13 protein-coding genes and 1 pseudogene are annotated in these 17,994 nt (G+C 59.8%); 7 read left to right on the top strand and 7 right to left on the bottom strand.

The window, feature by feature from the left end; translation table 11 throughout:
- Window positions 1-2 precede the first annotated feature (2 nt).
- From ABEB25_RS09590 to ABEB25_RS09605, 4 genes are read right to left on the bottom strand one after another with little or no spacing between them, the layout of a single operon-like run.
- A complete protein-coding gene (locus ABEB25_RS09590; protein ID WP_345736168.1) occupies window positions 3-488 on the bottom strand; it encodes a PIN domain-containing protein in 486 nt (161 codons plus the stop codon).
- Window positions 485-733, bottom strand: a complete 249-nt coding sequence (locus ABEB25_RS09595; RefSeq protein ID WP_345736169.1) for a UPF0175 family protein — start codon at window positions 731-733, stop codon at window positions 485-487. The genes ABEB25_RS09590 and ABEB25_RS09595 overlap by 4 nt, the downstream gene beginning before the upstream one ends.
- A 28-nt stretch (window positions 734-761) precedes the next feature.
- Window positions 762-2,270 carry an ABC transporter permease subunit gene (locus ABEB25_RS09600; protein ID WP_345736170.1) on the bottom strand — a complete coding sequence of 503 codons (1,509 nt, stop codon included), beginning with the start codon at window positions 2,268-2,270 and terminating at the stop codon, window positions 762-764.
- A gap of 1 nt (window position 2,271) precedes the next feature.
- A complete protein-coding gene (locus tag ABEB25_RS09605; RefSeq protein WP_345736171.1) occupies window positions 2,272-3,525 on the bottom strand; it encodes an ABC transporter permease in 1,254 nt (417 codons plus the stop codon).
- Window positions 3,526-3,960: 435 nt separating this feature from the next.
- On the opposite strand from ABEB25_RS09605, the gene ABEB25_RS09610 reads away from it, so the two are divergent.
- A complete protein-coding gene (locus tag ABEB25_RS09610; protein ID WP_345736172.1) occupies window positions 3,961-5,592 on the top strand; it encodes a peptide ABC transporter substrate-binding protein in 1,632 nt (543 codons plus the stop codon).
- A gap of 23 nt (window positions 5,593-5,615) precedes the next feature.
- Here the strand turns inward: ABEB25_RS09610 and ABEB25_RS09615 are convergent, their stop codons facing one another.
- Window positions 5,616-6,365 (bottom strand): RluA family pseudouridine synthase, encoded by a 750-nt coding sequence (locus ABEB25_RS09615; RefSeq protein WP_345736173.1) that lies wholly within the window; start codon window positions 6,363-6,365, stop codon window positions 5,616-5,618.
- A gap of 108 nt (window positions 6,366-6,473) precedes the next feature.
- Here ABEB25_RS09615 and ABEB25_RS09620 point away from each other — a divergent pair, with 108 nt between their 5' ends.
- Window positions 6,474-8,354 carry a DUF1549 domain-containing protein gene (locus ABEB25_RS09620; RefSeq protein WP_345736174.1) on the top strand — a complete coding sequence of 627 codons (1,881 nt, stop codon included), beginning with the start codon at window positions 6,474-6,476 and terminating at the stop codon, window positions 8,352-8,354.
- Between the two features lie 12 nt (window positions 8,355-8,366).
- Window positions 8,367-9,062 carry a hypothetical protein gene (locus tag ABEB25_RS09625; protein ID WP_345736175.1) on the top strand — a complete coding sequence of 232 codons (696 nt, stop codon included), beginning with the start codon at window positions 8,367-8,369 and terminating at the stop codon, window positions 9,060-9,062.
- A 73-nt stretch (window positions 9,063-9,135) separates the two neighbouring features.
- Here ABEB25_RS09625 and ABEB25_RS09630 read toward each other — a convergent pair whose 3' ends face one another.
- Window positions 9,136-10,293, bottom strand: a complete 1,158-nt coding sequence (locus ABEB25_RS09630) for a Gfo/Idh/MocA family protein (protein ID WP_345736176.1) — start codon at window positions 10,291-10,293, stop codon at window positions 9,136-9,138.
- Window positions 10,294-10,393: 100 nt separating this feature from the next.
- Between ABEB25_RS09630 and galE the strand changes: the two genes are divergently transcribed.
- The 4 genes and pseudogenes from galE (at window position 10,394) to ABEB25_RS09650 (ending at window position 14,561) form a co-directional block, all read left to right on the top strand.
- Complete coding sequence (gene galE / locus ABEB25_RS09635; protein WP_345736177.1) at window positions 10,394-11,401, top strand: UDP-glucose 4-epimerase GalE; 1,008 nt, start codon at window positions 10,394-10,396, stop codon at window positions 11,399-11,401.
- A gap of 106 nt (window positions 11,402-11,507) precedes the next feature.
- Window positions 11,508-12,257: pseudogene (locus tag ABEB25_RS09640) on the top strand (MIP/aquaporin family protein); the annotation flags it as partial.
- 92 nt (window positions 12,258-12,349) lie between these two features.
- The gene (locus tag ABEB25_RS09645; RefSeq protein ID WP_345736178.1) at window positions 12,350-13,666 is read left to right on the top strand and encodes a Gfo/Idh/MocA family protein; all 1,317 of its coding nucleotides are present in this window, start codon (window positions 12,350-12,352) and stop codon (window positions 13,664-13,666) included.
- A gap of 70 nt (window positions 13,667-13,736) precedes the next feature.
- A complete protein-coding gene (locus ABEB25_RS09650; RefSeq protein WP_345736179.1) occupies window positions 13,737-14,561 on the top strand; it encodes a hypothetical protein in 825 nt (274 codons plus the stop codon).
- Window positions 14,562-14,795: 234 nt separating this feature from the next.
- Here the strand turns inward: ABEB25_RS09650 and ABEB25_RS09655 are convergent, their stop codons facing one another.
- Window positions 14,796-17,816 (bottom strand): beta strand repeat-containing protein, encoded by a 3,021-nt coding sequence (locus ABEB25_RS09655; RefSeq protein ID WP_345736180.1) that lies wholly within the window; start codon window positions 17,814-17,816, stop codon window positions 14,796-14,798.
- Between the last annotated feature and the right edge of the window lie 178 nt (window positions 17,817-17,994).

Here is a 17,994-nt window from a genome sequence, read left to right on the forward strand (position 1 = left end):
GGTCATTCTCCAGCCTCCTTCAAAACTTGCTGGATCAAAGACGGGCTTGCACGAAAGCCCAGATTCAAAAGTGCCTCCAAGACGGGGCCTAGCGATCCATTCAGATGGCCTGCTTTTTTGGCTGCGATCAAAACGCCTAAAAGGCCAATTCGCTTGATGCCCAGCCTCGCAGCCAGATCCCTGGCTTCCTGGTCATCCACCATCAAGAGGTCTGCGTGAATTTCTTCTGCCAGAGTGATGGCTTCGGCTTCGCCACGGTCCACCTGCTTTTCCAGCTCAGCAGCGCGGGAAGCAGAGTTGAGCGTTCGCACGGTCAACCAAGCTGCATCAAGCACCCGATGGATGGCAGGAAAGTCCACGGCCCCCCGAGCCAGCTCTGCCGCCACCGCAGGTGGAATGATCACGTCGTGAAAAAGTAGGAGCAGCAACTCCTCCTGACGAATCATCGCCAGATAACACAGACAGGAAGTGTCTGAGACGACGATCACAGCAATCCTTCGGAGCGCAGGGTTTCAAGATCACTCTCCAACTCATCCATCATGAATTCGCGGATGGGAAGGTCGCGTTCATGGCGCCATTGTTCGAATTCAAAAAAGTCCACCCCACACAGTTTGCGAGCCTGGCTGGCGGAGAGCCGCTTTTGAGCAAAAAGAGTGAGCGCCAGTTCCTTGAGAGCGGCCTGCTCATCAAGGCCAGCCTGCTGGGCGATGGGGTCTGGAATTTGAATCGTCATGACAAAAGTATAACAGCGGGCTGGCGGTTTATCTATAGGTCGTGAATTTTTTCGGGTCGAAGGCCTCACGGATGGCTTCACCCACGAAGGTGACCAAAATGAGCACGGTGGTCATGGCCACAAAGGCACTGCCCACGATCCACGGATAATTAAAATCCTCCGTGCCTTCCCGCAGCAGACGGCCCCAGCTAGGCTCCTCCGGCGGCAGGCCAAAACCCAGGAAGTCCAGCGCGGCTAGGGAGCTAATGATGGCCGCCACTTCAAAGGGGGCCAGGGTGACCAGGATGGCGATGCTATTGGGCAAAATGTGGCGGAAGATCACCCGGCTGGTGCTGGCCCCTAGCAGGCGGGCGGAGGCGACGTAGTCACGGGCCTTTTCTTTATAGGCAGCGGTGCGGATGTACATCGTCGTGCCCATCCAGCTAAAGGCCGAGATGATGAGCACCAGCATGAACAGTGTGGGGCTGATGATGGAACTGATGATGAGGATGATGAACAGAAAGGGCAGCACGGACCAGATCTCGATAAGGCGGGAACCGATGATGTCATACAACCCGCCGAAGTAACCCAGGGTACCGCCGACAATGACGCCCACCACAAAGACAATGGTGACGAACAAGACGGAGGCGATGATGGCCTGCTGCCAACCGCCAAAGAGGATGGCCAGCACATCCCCACCGGAGGAAGTGGTGCCGAGGAAATGCTGATGCGTGGTGGAGGGCGGCGAAGGCGGGTAAATGGCCGCATACAGCGTGGGTGCGGTCTGCGCATCCAGCGCGGGGATCTTGCCATTCGTGTAGTCTGTGTAGGCCTGACGCTGGCCTTTCTCATAGGTGGCCTTTTCCACCTGCTCCCCGGCCAGGTCCCAGCCGCGCAGCTCGCCGTGGCGCTGGCCCTGGCGAAAGACGATCTCCTGGCGCTTCTGCTCGGGCTTGTCTTTAAAGACGGTGTAGGCTCGGCCATTGAAGGGCTGGCTGGAGCCCGTTTCATAGATGAGGCCGCCGCGCTCCTCCATGATGGCGATGGTCTCGGATGTGTCCAATTTCGCATCGTAGGGGACAGGTGGCATCAGCACCCAGTTAGCGGATTTTTCCTCGCGAAATTTCAGCTTCAGTTCGCGGTAGTCTGTCTCACTTTCTTCCGTGCCGCCAAAGGTGGTGGCGGGTAGGACCTTTGTCACAAAGGGAAAGTAAAGCTTCCCCTCATAACTGACGATGAGGGCGCGCTTGCCCACCAGCAACCCATCCAGCGAGCCCAGCAGTACCAGCACCAGCAGGAGGAGGAAGGAGACGTAGCCCCGGCGAATGGCCTTGAATCGGCGCAACTGTTTCAGCGTGAGCGGGCTGAACTGCCACTGACGCGGCCCGCGCAGCAGCCACACCCCGGCCAGCAAACACAGGCCCAGCAGGACCCAGCCCACCGTGGCGGTGGAGAGGAAGGGGATTTTAAAAACAGGCACACTCAGGCCCGCGAGGCGAAAGCCCCCGCTCAGGAGTGTGTACAATGCCAGCAGGGTGCCAAGGATGCGCGGTGACATGTTATTCAAAACGGATGCGCGGATCTGTAAGCGCGACGAGGAAATCAGACAGGATGTTGCCGACCATGAGCACCAGGACTTGGACGACGAGGATGCCCATGACCAGGGGGTAATCACGATCCAGAATGCTGTTGTAGCTCAGGAGCCCGAAACCGTTGATCTCAAAAATCATCTCAATGAGCAGAGAGCCCGCGACAAAGATGGAAACGATATGCCCCAGCGTGGTCGCTACCGGGATAAGGGAATTGCGCAGCGCGTGCACCAGCACGGCCCTTTTAAAGCCTGCCCCCTTGGCCACGGCTGTGCGCACATAGTCAGCGGCCAGATTGTCCATGAGGTTGTTTTTCATCAGCATGGTGAGGAAGGCAAAGGACCCCACCATGTAGCAGACCAGAGGTAGGAAGGCATGATGCAGCACGTCCCACACCTGCGCGCCGAAGGTCAGCTCTTCAAAGTTATCCCCCACAAAGCCGCCGGTAGGAAACCACCCCGCACGGGCGGCGAGGAACACCACCAAGACACTGGCCAGCACAAAGCCCGGAATCGAGTAGCCCACAAAAATGAGAATCGAGGTGGCATTGTCCACGACCGTGCGGTGTTTGATGGCTTTTAAGATGCCCAGCGGGATGCAGACAAGGTACATGAGGAGGGAGGTGGCCAGCCCGTAGAAGATGGAGATGGGCATGCGCTCCAGGACCATGTCCCACACATACAGATTGTAGCGGGTGGAGATGCCCAGATTTCCCTGGAAGAGGCCGCTGTACTCGCTGCGGTAGATCTGCACGCGCTGCTTTTCCTTTTCCACCTTCGTGTGCCAGGGTTTGAGGTCCTCGGCATCCGCTCCGCGCAGTTCGCCACTGGGGGTGACGGTGGCCTGGGTAGTGCGGTAGGCATTGTTGGGCTGCCATTCGGCCCGTGGCAGCAGCCTGCGAAGCGTCACTTCAGCCTCCGTTTTGCCGGCTTCAAATTTCACAAACTGCTTGTCCATCTGCGCTGGGATGACCCCTAGCCAGGCCAGGTAAGCGGGGAAAAAGGAACGATCAAAACCGTAGTAGGCCGCCACGGCATCCTTCTGCTCCTCCGTCAGCGAGGCTCCGGCATTCTTCATGCCTCGGTCCCCCTGCATGGAGGCTTTTTGCATGGCGGCCTCCAGCGGTCCACCAGGGGTGATGCGGGTGATGAAAAACACCACCATCGTCGCCCCGATGAGTGTCGGGAAGATGAGCAGGAAGCGTCGGATGAAATAATCGCGCATGATGGGGAGCTTAACAGTCAGACTATACGCCATAATGCTCAAGAACTTCTGCCAAAGATTGTGGGTGGCTGGGGGATGGGGATGAGAATGAAATTTTCCCCATTTGGGGATTTTAAACCCTAACTAATTGATGAATGAGTTAGAGTGGGGAATTGATGGGGATCACGGTCCCCGTGTGGGGAAACTTGGGGATATGAGAATAGGGGCTGAGAGAAAGACATGAAGGCCATTACAAGGTATCATATTGCGATGTTTTAACCAAGGGGAATTGTGGTGAAGGTCTTATGTCTTGCCGCTGGGCGGCGTATTCTGAGACGCTCCGAGTTTGTGAAGCTAGATGCCGCTACTTGGCAAGTCCTGATCCTCGATGAAGAAGGGCTTGAGGCACGGGGGCGTCTTGACAAGCTGGAGCGTGTCCCCCACCCTGAAGGACGCATGCGAGCCTGGATCATACGAGCTTTGATTTTGACCGGCCTGATCGGGGCGGTGACTGCTTTTCATCAGTCCCGCACCCACCGGCCCACGCGCATCTCTGCAGCCACGGAGAAAGGCATCCTCCTGCTGGGCAATGGATCTGAACCGGAAACGATGGACCCGCAACTGGCCACAGGAACGCCGGAGCATCACCTCTTTGATGCGCTCTTCGAAGGCCTCGTGGCCACCACGGTGGAGGACCCCGATGCGAATGGCCCCGGCGTGGCCACGCACTGGGAGACGCCGGACTTCATCACCTGGACCTTTCACCTGCGCCCTGAGGCGAAGTGGAGCGATGGCACCCCACTCACGGCGCGGGATTTCCTCTTCTCCTTCCAGCGCATCCTTTCGCCGGATCTCGCCGCGCCCTATGCGCCCATGCTTTACCCCATGCTGAATGCAGAGGAGTACAACAAGGGCACGGTGAAGGACTTCACCCAAGTGGGCGCGAAGGCGCCGGATGACCACACGCTGCAGATCATCCTCAAAGGCCCCGCCCCTTACCTGCCCTCCATGCTGAAGCACTACGCCTGGCACCCGGTGCCGCAGCACGTCATCGAGCGTTTTGGCAAGATGACCGATAAAGACACGCCCTGGACCCGCGTGGGCAACCTGGTGGGCAATGGCCCCTTCCAACTCAAGGAATGGCGCTACACCCACTCCATCACCGTGGACCGCAATCCCCACTACTGGGACGCAGCCACCGTGAAGCTGAATGCGATCCAGTTCATCCCCATCGTCAGCGATGCCACAGAGGAGCGTGCCTTTCGCGATGGCCAGATCCACGTGACCAACACGGTGCCGCTTTCCAAGCTGGACCACTACCGCACCAAGGAGCCCCAGGTCTTCCATGCCGATCCCATGCTGGGCACCTACTTTTACCGCATCAACGTCACCAAGGCACCCTTTAAAGATCCCCGCGTGCGCAAGGCCCTGGTGCTGGCCGTGGATCAGCAGGCGCTCATCCAAAACGTGCTGCGCGGGGGGCAAAAGCCCGCGCTCGGCTTTACCCCTTCCGGCGCTGGCGAAGGCTACGTGAGCCCCGGCCAACTGAAGTACGACCCCGACGAAGCGCGCCGCCTGCTGGCCGAGGCCGGTTTTCCCGATGGCAAAGGGTTTCCCAAATTCGACATCCTCATCAACACCATGGAGTCTCACCGCACCGTGGGTGAGGCCATCCAGGAAATGTGGAAAAAGAACCTCAACATCCCCGCCGGAGTGCTGAACCAGGACTGGGGCGTCTATCTGGAAAATCAGCGAAAGCTGGACTACCAAATCTGCCGCGCCGGGTGGGTGGGAGATTACCTGGACCCGTATACCTTCCTGAGCATCTGGCAAAAGGGCGATGGCAACAACAACACCGGCTGGAGCAACCCCCGCTACGATGAACTCATGCAGGCCTCCCTGCGCGAAGGCGACAGCAAGAAACGCCTGGCCCTGCTGGGCGAAGCTGAAACCCTGCTGCTGGAGGAGCTGCCCATGATCCCCCTCTACTACTACGTGCGCAACCACCTCAGCCGCCCCGAAGTGCGCGGGCTGAAGTCCTCCCTGCTGGAGCACCGCTGCTACAAGGCCGTTTCTCTGATCCCATAGTTGGTTATCCTGCCAGGTCACCGTCAGGACAGCCACCGCTGCATTTCCGCAGGCAGGGGGGCCTCCCAAACATGGTGAAAATCTGGCGACTCCACTTCCAGGCGGCAGGAGTGCAAAGCCTGTCGGGAAAAATGCAGCCGCCTTTCCAGGTCGGAGGTCCAGCCGGTCTCGATGAAATCCAGATAGCAGCGTTCATCCGCGCCGTAGATTTTATCCCCCAGAATGGGATGCCCGAGATGCGCCAAATGCACACGGATCTGGTGCATGCGCCCCGTCACGGGCGAGGCCTCCACCAAGGTCAAACGCCCTGCCTGTTCATGCTCCACCGTCTGCAAAAGACGGAAGCGTGTCTGGCAGGCAGCACCATCGGGATGCACCATCTGTTTTACCCAAATGGGGGATTCTGCAATGTCACCTTTGCGCAAAATGGGGCCTTCACAGTCCAGCGCCTGCCAGGCGGGCCAGCCATGCACGATGGCCAAGTAAGTCTTGTGAAACTGACGCTCCTGCATGGCGATACCAAACCGACGCGCGGCAGCCTGGTTCTTGGCCACCAGCACCGTCCCGCTCGTTTCCCGGTCCAGCCGGTTGATGATGGAAATCTGCCCGCCATTGGCCATCTCATAGGCGAGCAGGCCATTCAGCCCATGCCACAGGGTCCAGGTGCCATTGGGCGTGCTGGGGTGCACCTGCAAAGGCGCAGGTTTGTCCACGACGATGTAGTCATCGGTTTCATCGAGAACGGTAAAGTCTGGGTTAACAGCGTGCAGCACAGGGCCGCCAGCCTAGCACGGCGATTCATTTTTGCAGCGCTCCTTGTCGAGCCTCTCCATTCCCGGCAATATCTCTAAGCGATGTGCCGCAGGGCCGTTGCTAGAGGCATGAGAACCTTTGCCGCCTGTCTTTTTCTCACCTCCAGCCTCGCAGGCAATACCCTCATGGACGGGTCCGCACCGCCTGATGCCGAAGCCCGAGCGGCTGCCGCCCGTCTGGACGCAGCCCTGACGCGGGCGCTGGCAGCGCAGCAGTCCATGGAACTGGCAATGGAGCAAAAAAGCTCCCGCCCTCCTGTTACCCCGACAACGATTCCACCAGTGGCCGATGATGCGACCTTCCTGCGTCGGCTGTCCGTGGACCTGCTGGGCAGGCTCCCGACCTCCACTGAACTGAAAGCTTTCCTCACCGATGCAAAGCCGGACAAAAGAGAACGTGTGATCAGCAGCTTCCAGGCCCAGTCCGCTGCCGCAGACTTGCGCTTTCTGCGCATGGCGGATGCCCTGAGAGTGAAAGATGAAGTTATGGGGACTTCCCAGCAACCTTACATTGACTGGCTGCGCCGATCCTTCCGTGAAGACCGTCCCTTGCCCAAGATTTTGACCGACCTGCTCACAGCAGAAGGCAGCCTGGCACAGAATCCGGCCACCGGCTTCATCCTCAGAGACTCCGGCTGCGCGCAGGTGACGTCCACTGAATCGGTGCGTGCCTTTCTCGGGGAATCCGTCCACTGCGCAGGCTGCCACGACGACCCTTTTGGCGACACCACTCAGCGCGTTTACTTGGAACTCGCCGCCTGCTTTGCCGTCACCCGCCTTGCCGAAAGCCCACCTGCCAAAGCTCCTGTTTTTAAACCTTTGATTCCAGGTGCCAAGCCGGTGGGGCGTAAGACGGAGCCTGCGCCAAAGAGCCCTGCGGCCTTGCCTCACCTTGATGAAATGGATGCAGCCAGCGCCCGAAAAACGTTCCCCTATCTTCAGTTAGGCCCCGTTCCGCTCAGCACCGTCTTCCCCCGTCATTATCTTTATCGGGATGGTAAGCCTGGAGATGTGGTCACGCCCGCCCTAACCTACTTTGAAAAAGATGAATCTCTCCTTTTGCCACGCCCTGCGGCTTTGCATCCAGCAGCAGATCCCAAAAAGATCCGCAGACGCCTGGCCCAATGGTTCACCCAGGACAATCGCGAACGCATGGACAGCATGAGCGCCCTGCGGGTGTGGTCGTGGATGTTCGGCACCCCGGCCCTGCCCAAGGCTGAGGCGGCCCGCCTCAACGAAGGCTCCAGCACGCCCGCCACGCCCCAGGAGGTCCAGCGGCAGTTGAGCTGCGCGAGCCCCTCCTCCGCATCCATCCTCATGCAGAAATGGATGCGGGCAGATCAGGGCGGCTTCGTCACCGCGCTGCGGCAGGAGTTCCAGCGTTGCGATCATCAAATCGGGCGTTTCCAGTCCGTCATCGCCCTCACTCAGGCCTACCAGCGCGAGGCGATCCCCCCGGCAGGTCGGGAAGGTACTTTGCTGGAAGGTTTTCTGCCAGCCCCCATCATTCGCAGGCTGCCTGCCGAAGTGGTGTGGGACAAGTTTATCTCCTGCCTGCCCGTGGCCGGGCAAACGGATGGCCGGGTGCCCGCTGCCCAACTGCCCCAGGTGCTGCCCCCCGCACACCCGCTGCGCATTCTTGGCCGAGGCTCGCGTGAATGGGCGGATGAAAGCCTGCCCGCCCTCTCGCACGGAGTTGCACGGCTGATGATCGCCAGCCCCATCGTTGAAGAGGCAAGCGCAGCCGATAGTGCCCTCATCGCCAGTGCCCGTTCGGCGGCAGCCCCCGAGGCTCAGGTGGAGCAGCTTTTTCTCGACACCCTGGGCCGCACTCCGCTTGAATACGAGCGCGAAACTTCTCTCGCTCGGCTCCGAGAATCTCCGGCCACCGCGTTGCCAGACCTCGCCTGGGCCTTGCTGAACACCCGCGAGTTTTTGTTCCAACATTGATCTGATACCGTTATGAAATCGCTGCTTCCCATTCTCGCACTTTGCGCACTTCCCTTGGCGGCCCAGGAGCCTGTGATGACCACCCTGCAAATCACGGTGGATTTTGTCGAAACCACGCCGGCCATCGCCACCGAAATCCTGCATGGCGAAAAACTTCCCACCTCCAGCCTGGAGTGGCACGACACCCTGAAGCGCCTGCTCAAGGACGGTGAAAGCAAACTCGCCGCCACACTGAATCTAACGACCAAAAGTGGCCAGCGTGCGACGGCCGAATCCGTCAAAGAGCGCATCTACGCCACAGAGTACAATGTCCCGGTTGGCCGGGCCAAACATGCCCCCGCAGTGCCCGCCGGACTGTCTGGGGTGGACGTCCCGATTCCCACCGCTTTTGAAATGCGTCCCGTCGGTGCCCGTTTCGAGGTGGATCCCGTGCTGGGCCCCGATGGCAAATCCATTGATCTGAACATCGCCCCGGAATTTATCATTGATCTCGGCAATGAACCTCAACTGAGCCTGCCCACCGATGGAGTCGAACGCGAACTCATCGTGATGCCGAAGTTTTACACCATGAAAATACAGACGGCCACCGCCGTCACTGATGGTGGCAGCGCCCTCCTCGGCGTCTTGCTGCCGCCCGCAGGCAATGAAGGGCCGGATGGTGAAAAACGGGTGCTGTGCTTTGTCACGGCACGGATCGTCAAAGGCTGAAGCGCTCTTGCCCGTCGAAGCCATAAAAAAAGCGGTGCCAAAAGGCACCGCTTTTTGTTTAAGCTCCTACCGGTTAACGGAAGCTTTTTGCGAAGTCGTCTGCGCTGGCTTTCGCCACCACCTTGGTCTTCTGGAAGGTGCTGGCCTCTCCTTTTTCGATGAGGATGCGCTCGTAGTCGGCGGCGCTCATCGGCAGCTCAATGGCCTTGTCCTGCCAAGTGCTCAGAAGGATGGCATTGGCCAGTTCCACGCTGTGGATGCCTTCTTCGGCGGGGCTGAGGAGTTTTTCACCTTTCAGGATGGCATTCGTGAAGTTCTGCAGGATCTCCACATGCTGACCACCGCTTTCGGCCACCGGGATTTCCATGTGCCAGCTTTCTGGCATCGCAAAAGCCGCCTCGGCCTCCATGCAGAATTTGCTCATGGGCTGGCGATTGCGCTGGAAGTGGATCTTAGCGCCATCGGTCACCGTCAGGCGGCCCATTTCGGCGGAGATTTCCAGCTTGTTCACGCCAGGAGCCTCGCCTGTGGAGGTCACAAAGGTGGCGGTGGTGCCATTTTCATACTGCATCACGGCGGTGACATCGTCCTCCACCTCGATTTCATGGAAACGGCCGAACTGGCAAAAGCCGCGAACGGTCTTCGGGGCACCGAACATCCACTGGAAGAGGTCCAGATTGTGAGGGCATTGGTTCATCAGCACGCCGCCGCCTTCGCCTTTCCAGGTGCCGCGCCAGCCGCCTGTGGCGTAGTAGTAGTTCGTGCGGAACCAGTTGGTGACTTCCCAGTGCACGCGGCGGATCTGGCCCAGCTCACCACTGTCGATGAGGTCCTTCACCTTCTTGAAGCAGGCGTTGGTGCGCATGTTAAACATGGCAGCGAAGATCTTGCTCTTGTCCGTGTGGGCAGCGATGAGGCGCTCGCAGTCGGCCTTATGAACGGAAATGGGCTTCTCCACGAGGACGTGGAGGCCGTTTTGCAGGGCCTCGATACCAATAGTGGTGTGGCTGAAATGAGGCGTGCAGATGAGGATGGCATCAATGTGGCCCGACTTGATCATCTTGCTCACATCCGTGAAAGGCTGCTCGCCCTCCAGCTGGGCAGGCAGGGTGCCCACGCTTTCGCACATGGCGGTGACGCGCATTCCGGGCACTTTGCCGGCGCGAATGTTTGCGAGATGGGCCTTGCCCATGTTGCCGAGTCCAACGATGCCGAGTCTGACGGTTTCCATAGAGGAGGCGAGGCTAGCGAGGGGGAAAGCAGCGGTCAACTGCGATAAAGTCACCGGATTTGGTATTGCAGTCTGCCGTGCCGATGGCTAAGGGCAGGCCATGGCATCCACAGGCACCCTACTCATCACTGGCGGCGCAGGCTACATCGGCTCTCACACAGTCCGGCATCTGCTCACCCTCGGTGAAAAGATTGTCGTGCTGGATAACTTGGTCTTCGGCCATCGCGAAGCCCTGCCCCTGGACCGGGTGACCTTTGTGCATGGGGACATGGGGGATACCGCCCTCATCGAGGAACTTTTCAGCGACCACCAGCCGGAGGCCGTTCTACACTTTGCCGCCTTTGCCCAGGTGGGGGAGTCGGTGGCGGATCCGCTGAAGTATTACCGGAACAACCTCGCCGCCCCGCTCGTCCTGCTGGAGGCCATGCAACGCCACGGCTGCCGCCGGTTCATTTTTTCCTCCACCTGTGCCACGTATGGTAATCCCGTGCGGGTGCCCATGGATGAAAACCACCCCCAGGACCCGGTGAACCCCTATGGGGCTAGCAAATGGATGCTGGAGCGCGTGCTGCGCGACTGCGACCACGCCTGGGGACTGAAGTCCGTCTTCCTGCGTTACTTCAACGCCAGCGGCTGTGATCCGGCGGGGGAAATCGGCGAAGACCATGATCCGGAAACCCATCTCATCCCGCGCATCCTCATGGCGGCCACCGGAGAGATCGAAAACATCACCGTTTTTGGCACTGACTACCCCACCCCGGATGGCACCTGCATCCGCGATTACATCCATGTCAATGACCTGGCCACTGCCCACGCGCTGGCGCTGGATTATCTCCGGCAGGGAGGTAATACGGAAGCCGTCAACCTGGGCACCGGGCGCGGCTTCAGCGTCAACGAAATCATCCAGACGGCCCAGGCCGTGACCGGTAAAACCATCCCTGTGAGCTACGGCCCCCGCCGCCCGGGCGACCCGCCCGAACTCATCTGCCAGCCGACCAAGGCCAAAACCCTCCTGGGCTGGGAAGCCACCCACAAAGACCCGCGTGAGCACATCCAAAGCGCCTGGAACTGGATGACCGGCCCGAAAAAAGGCCGCTATGCGGACTGAGTTCTCGGCACGCGCATCCACTGGCCTGCGTTCTGCACTTGTCCTTTTCATCGCATCCCGATAGAAAGGTGGGGGAAATCATTTTCCTGTCCTCACCCAACCCACCGCCATGTCCACCTTCCTGGCCGAAGTCCTCGGCACCCTCATCCTCGTCCTCCTCGGGGACGGTGTCGTCGCCAATGTCGTCCTGGGCAAGACCAAGGGGAACAACTCCGGCTGGATCGTCATCACCGCAGGCTGGGCCTTTGCCGTCACCATCGCCGTGTATTGCACCAGTGCCATCAGCGGTGCCCACCTGAATCCCGCCGTCACCCTGGCCATGGCCAGCATTGGCAAATTCGACTGGGCCCTGGTGCCCGGCTACCTCGCCGCGCAGATGTTGGGGGCCTTTCTCGGGGCCGTGCTGGTGTGGCTCAGCTACCTGCCGCATTGGAAGGAAACCTCCGATCCAGGAGCCAAACTGGGCACCTTCTGCACCGCGCCCGCCATCCGCCACCCCGTGTCCAATCTCATCTGCGAAGCCATTGGCACGGCTATGCTTGTCATCGGTCTGCTGGCCATCCTCACACCTGAAAACCTCGTCCCCGGCACCGGCTTTGACAAAGCCTTCTCCCCTGCCCTCGTCGGCATCCTAGTCTGGTCCATCGGTCTCTCCCTGGGCGGCCCCACCGGCTATGCCATCAATCCCGCCCGCGATCTGGGCCCCCGCCTTGCCCACGCTCTTCTGCCCATCTCTGGCAAAGGCGGCAGCGACTGGGCCTATGCGTGGATTCCCGTCCTCGGGCCCATCCTCGGTGGCATCGGTGGTGCCTTTTTGTACAAGGCTCTCTGGGCCGCCAAGACCGTCTTGCATTGAGGTCTGCACCGTTGGCCTAGCTCTGTGCCAAGTCCCTTTTTCATCGTCGTTGATTGACTCCCACCCCGGTTTCCGTTCATGCTTTCACACGCATGACTTCCCGTCGTTCCTTCCTCACCTCGGCCACTACAGCCTCCCTCGCCTTTTCAGCCTTGCCGGTCTTCGGCAAGGAAGAGAAAAAGTTCCGCACCGCCCTCATCGGCAGCGGTTGGTGGGGAATGAACATTCTGCGCGAAGCAATCGCCCAGGGCCGCACCCAAGTGGTGGCCCTCTGTGATGTGGATGCAAACGTCCTGGCCAACAGCCTCGAAGATGTGAAGTCCGAGACGGGCGATGTGGCCAAAGGTTACAAGGATTGCCGCGAGATGCTGGCTGAGGCCAAGCCGGACATCGTCATCATCGCCACGCCGGATCACTGGCATGCGCTACAATCCATCGCCTGCTGCAAGGCGGGAGCCCACGTCTTTGTGGAAAAGCCCACCGGCCACACCATCCATGAAAGCCGCGCCATGGTGCAGGCAGCCAAGGAGGCAGGCGTCGTCGTCCAGGTGGGGCTGCATCGCCGCATCGGCCCGCATCATGTCGAGGCCATGAACTTCCTGAAATCAGGCAAAGTCGGCAAGGTGGGCATGGTGCGCCTGTTTGCCGACAGCAAAGGCGGCCCGGAAGCCCCCAAGCCCAACAGCAAGATCCCCGAAGGCCTGGACTGGGACCTGTGGTGTGGCCCGGCCCCCATGCGCCCTTTCAACACCAAAATGCATCCCGGCGGATGGCGCAGCTTCCTCGACTATGCCAATGGCACCATGGGCGACTGGGGCGTCCACTGGCTGGACCAGATCCTGTGGTGGAGCGGTGAGAAAGGTCCGAAAAAAGTCTTCTGCACGGGCGGCCGTCCCATCTTTGGCGAGGCCATCCTGAATGAAAAGGAACAGACCACCGATGCCCCGGATCATCAGGTGGCCACCTTTGAGTTCGAGCACTTCACCGCCGTCTGGGAGCATCGGAAGTTTGCGGAGAACAACAACGAGAAGCACAAGATTGGTGCCTACTTCTATGGTGAAAAAGGCGTGCTCCACATTGGCTGGCGCGATGGCTGGACCTTCTACCCCGTGAACGCCAAGGAAGCCCCCACCCATGGCGACCATCAGCTCCAGGAACCGGACGGCCACAACATCGCCCTGCTCTGGGAAGATTTCATCAAGGCCATCGAGACGGGCAGCAAACCCGTGGCCGACATCGAAAGCGCCCATCGTTCCAGTTGCCTGCCCATGCTCGCCATGCTGAGCTGGAAGGCCGGCCGCAGCATCGCCTGGGATGCCGAAAAGGAAGTCATCATCGGCGATCCGGAAGCGAGCAAACTCCTCAGCCGGGAATACCGTGGACCATGGGTTTATCCCGCCCCCCACTAGACCGCGAGCACTTCCAGCCTTTCAGTCAGCGAGCTTCATCAAAACCTGCAGAGGTTCACAAACTTCCATCATGAGCAATGTGACCCGTCTTGGCAGACTTTGGATGACCGTCATCGCGATGACGGTGGGCCCAGTTTCGGCCATGGAGCAAGACCGTGTCATTTATCGGGATGAAGGAGGGGAACTCCATCAACTGTATAACGAAAAACCTGCGGTCAATGTTTTGATGTGGCATCCCAAGGGAGGTCAACCTGAGACGGTTCATGATTTCAGCTCTGTTTATGGAGCCTCGCCCGACGCCTTTTACCGTGAGGGGGATCAGTTTTCAGGTTACACAGGCAGTCCTGAAGGAGGCTTGACCTACCATTTATTCACCCGCAACGAGGGGCGTTGGAAAGAAGCCATTAAGTCTCCCATGGGAAGCATCATGGTAATATTTAAATACCAGGAGTGGATATCCACTCGAAAAATAAAGACCTATGATCGGCAAGGAAAACTACAGGAGTTTGTCGTGACGGATATTCCGCTGACTCCGATGTTCCCGGATAGTAATGCTACGCTCATTCTCCGCAACGGTCGGCCATATCACCCTCAAGGTGAGGAAAGAGGAGGGGCTATCTGGGACCAACCTTTGGAAAAGATCCTCGCGGACCATGAGGCCCGATTGAAAGCTGCGAGGGTCAAGGAACCGCAGAACTCGGCGGTGAAACCCACCGGCAAAACGCCTGCATCGGAAAAGGTTGGGGAGGCCATCGGAAAGAAAATCCTTCTGCCCGTTTCAGGGCAGGATGCAGAGAGGGGCACGGCTCTCTACTGGGCCGTCGGCGGGGGAGTGGCGGCGGTTTTCATCCTCGCCTTTTGGATGAGAAAAGCGGGTATGGCACAGAAGGGTTAGACTTGGTGAACGTGGTTTTGGCTGCGGTGACCCTCCCTCACCTTGGCCTCTCCCAAGGGGAGAGGGAACTCGACTTTGGAAGCTCGGGATGGGGGAGCGAACGAGGTTTTGCCTGCTGCGACCCTCCCTCACCTTGGCCTCTCCCAGGGGAAGAGGGAACGTGGTTTTGGAAGCTCGGGATGGAGGAGCGAACGAAGACGATCCGAGGGAGACCGAGCTTCCAAAAAACGCGACTTACGGTGCGATGATCTGGCTGGTGCTGCCGTCACCGAAGGTGATGTAGAGCACCATGCGACCCGTGTTATCCATGACTGGCTGTTCCCAGCGACGATCGGTTTGAAGGGAACCTGGAAGGTCTATCTTGGTGACGGTTTTGCTGCCTTCGCTCGTGGGGATGACATCGCCCTTTCTCAGGACGAGGGTTAGGGCACCGCCGTTGGGGGCGCTTTTCCAGAGGCCTTGGTTGTTTTCAGCCACCGTGTCACCGCCAGCGAGGTTGCCGATGAAAGCGTATTGATTGTCCCCACCGACCACGGGCAAGTCAAAGCCGCTGAAGGTGGCCCCGGTGGTGCCTGGGGCCGCATCGTTCACGGTGACGGCGAGCTGCATGGTGCCGGAGAGATCGGCGTAGATGGCGTGGCGATCCGCCGGAGAAGCGCTGGTGAAGTCGCCATTGGCATCCAGCCAGGCTTTCCAGGCCCCACGATTGGTGGTGGTGAGCCAGCCGCCCCAGGGGTTGCCCACACGGGTGCCGACGGGCAGGTTGGAAACGACGCTGCTGTCATCCCCACGACGCAGGATGCAGGTGAGGCTGGCCGGATTGTCCGCATCCACACGCCAGATGCCGTCGTTGCGGGTGCTGCTGCTGTTGTCACCATTTGCATTGAGGGAGGCGCGGAAGGCGATGACGCCCCCGCTGCCGATGGAGGGACGATAGACTTTCAAGAAAGTGGCTCCCGAGGTGCCGGGGGCCGTCTCGCCCGAGAAGACGACCTTGCTGGTGGCTCCGGCCACGGGTTGATACCAGATGCCTTCTTTGTTGCCGGGGGTGGTGATGGCGGAGAAGACAAAATTGCCTGCGCTGTCCATGCGGCCTGGGTCGGAGTAGCTGCCAGCGAGGTTGGCGAAGTCCACGGCGGTGCCGGGGGCGTCTTCACCTTCGGTGGCAACGACGCTGATGGTGGTGGCGGCCCCGTTGATGCTAGCGCGCAGGAGGGCGGTCTTGGTGCTGGCTCCTTTGTAAGTGACGGAGAAGGCCGCCTGGCCGGTGCTGGCCCCGGTGGTGGCGGTGGCGTAGATGCCGGAGGCAAATTTGGCCACTTTCACGCCGGCGAGACCGGGTACGTTGTCATCTTCCCGCAGCAGGAGATTGAGGCCAGTGCCGCCCAATTCGCTCCACAGGCCGGTGTCATTGTCAGCCGTGACGCCGCCGATGCCGATGTTCAGGGTGCCCAGGAAACTAACATCGCCGCCCGCGCTGATGCCAGGGACCTCTGGTAGGGTGGAAAACTGGGCCGTGGCCACATCCGGCACGGTGGTGCCGCTGCGGGCGAGGAGGAAAAGATTTCCCCCAGCGGTCTTCCACAAACCGGAGGAACTGGCCAAAGTCACCGCAGGGCTGCCCGTGCCGATCTCAAGCGTCCCAGGGAACACCAGGTGGCCATTGTCTGCGAGGAAGCCACCCCGGCGCAGGAGGCCGAAGTCGCCGATGCTGGTGGTTCCATCACCACCCGGGGCGGAACCTGCGGAGACCACATCGCCCAGCGTAGTGGGTACCGGCTCAGGCAGGGTGGGGCCTGAGGAGTAAATGTAAGTTTCGCCGCTGTCGTAAGGCGTGTTCGCGATGGGGAAGCTCACCAGGTCAAAGGTCTGCGGCCCGGTGCCGGTGCCCTGGACGGTGAAGTTGTAGGAGGTCTCGCTGGCGTCATTGGTGGTGAAGCTCACCTCACCCGCACGGACGCCTGTGGTGGTGGGATCAAACCGGATGGTGAAGGTGGTGGTGCCACCGCTGATGCCCACATTGTTTGACGGTGTGGCCGTGATGCTGAAGTCCCCCGTCACCGCGAGGCTGGCAATGGTGAGGACGGCGGTGCCGCTGTTGGTGATGGTGAAGGTGTGCTCCACCTGACCGCCAGCGACCGGGGTGCTGCCAAAGTCGGTGCCATTGGCCAAAGCCGGCACCGTCGCCCCATCGGCCACATTATTGCCCGCGTAGGAAACGGCGATCTCAGGGGCAGGAGCGGCGAGAGTATTGAAGGTATTCACACTGCTGTAGCTCGTGCCGGAACTGTTCGTGGCATAGGCTTTGTAGCTGTAGGCACTGCTGGCCGTGAGGCTGGTGGCATTCCGCGTGAAGGCCCCGGTGCTGAAGGTCCCGCTCTCCGTGAGCACCGTCACATTCGCCCCGCCGATCTCCGGGTTCGCATTCTGCGAAGTCAGTGCATAGACCACGCCGCGTGCGGTGGCATCGGCCCCGCCGGTGGCGGAAATCGTGCCGCCCAAGGTGGCCGTGTTGTGCGTGACGGCGGTGCTCGTCGGGGTGGTGACGGTGGGGGGGGACCCCTCAGGAGTGGCCGTGCCCTTGATGATTGTGGACGCAGCCCCTGAAGACCAAATATCGGCCCCGTTGGTCGTGCACCAGATCGCATTCAAACTGCTGACAGTGCCGGTAGATTGAGTAGTCCAGGTGGTTCCGTCCCATCTCGAAGCAAAGCCACTGATGTCCCCGGCGACATAGATGTTATTGGCAGAAGTCCCCGTGATGCCACGGATACTCCCAACTGATGTGGCTGCAGGCATCCCTGTTGTATTGAACCGAGATATGGTAGAACCGTCCCATTTCAAAATCGTGACCACCCCTCCAGAAGAAGCACCGCCGATCCAGACATTGTTTGCATCAGTTCCCCAAATAGAAAACAAGGTGGTGTTTGGAAGCAAGGCCGGCGTCAGCGTATAATTGACGGTTGACCAACTGGTGCCATCATAATGCACGATTCCGGTGCTGTTGCCGACCGCCCAAATATCGGTAGGCGAGGACCCCCAAATGGCGCGCAGGCCTGTCGTGTGGGTGTACTGTGTGCTCCAGCTAGTGCCGTTCCATTTGATGATCGGACCAAACTCACCGTTGTCCGCCACGGCCCAAATGTTATTAGGCGCAGTTCCCCAAATGTTGTAAATGAAGTAGGGGCCGTTAGTGCCGCCAGCTTCAAGTCCGCTGATATGAGTCGTCCAGGTGCTGCCATCATAGTGCATCATACTGGCTTCACGCGTGCCAACCCAGATGTTAGTCGCACTGGTACCCCAAACACTGTAGAGTGCTTTTTGCACAGGTGAAGACTGAGCAGCCCACACCGAACCGTTCCATTTCAAAAGGGCAGGAACCGAGGTCGTCCCTCCTACAGCCCAAACATTGTTTGCATCCACGCCCCAAAGG

The sequence above is a fragment of the Prosthecobacter algae genome (genome assembly GCF_039542385.1).
Taxonomy (GTDB): domain Bacteria; phylum Verrucomicrobiota; class Verrucomicrobiia; order Verrucomicrobiales; family Verrucomicrobiaceae; genus Prosthecobacter; species Prosthecobacter algae.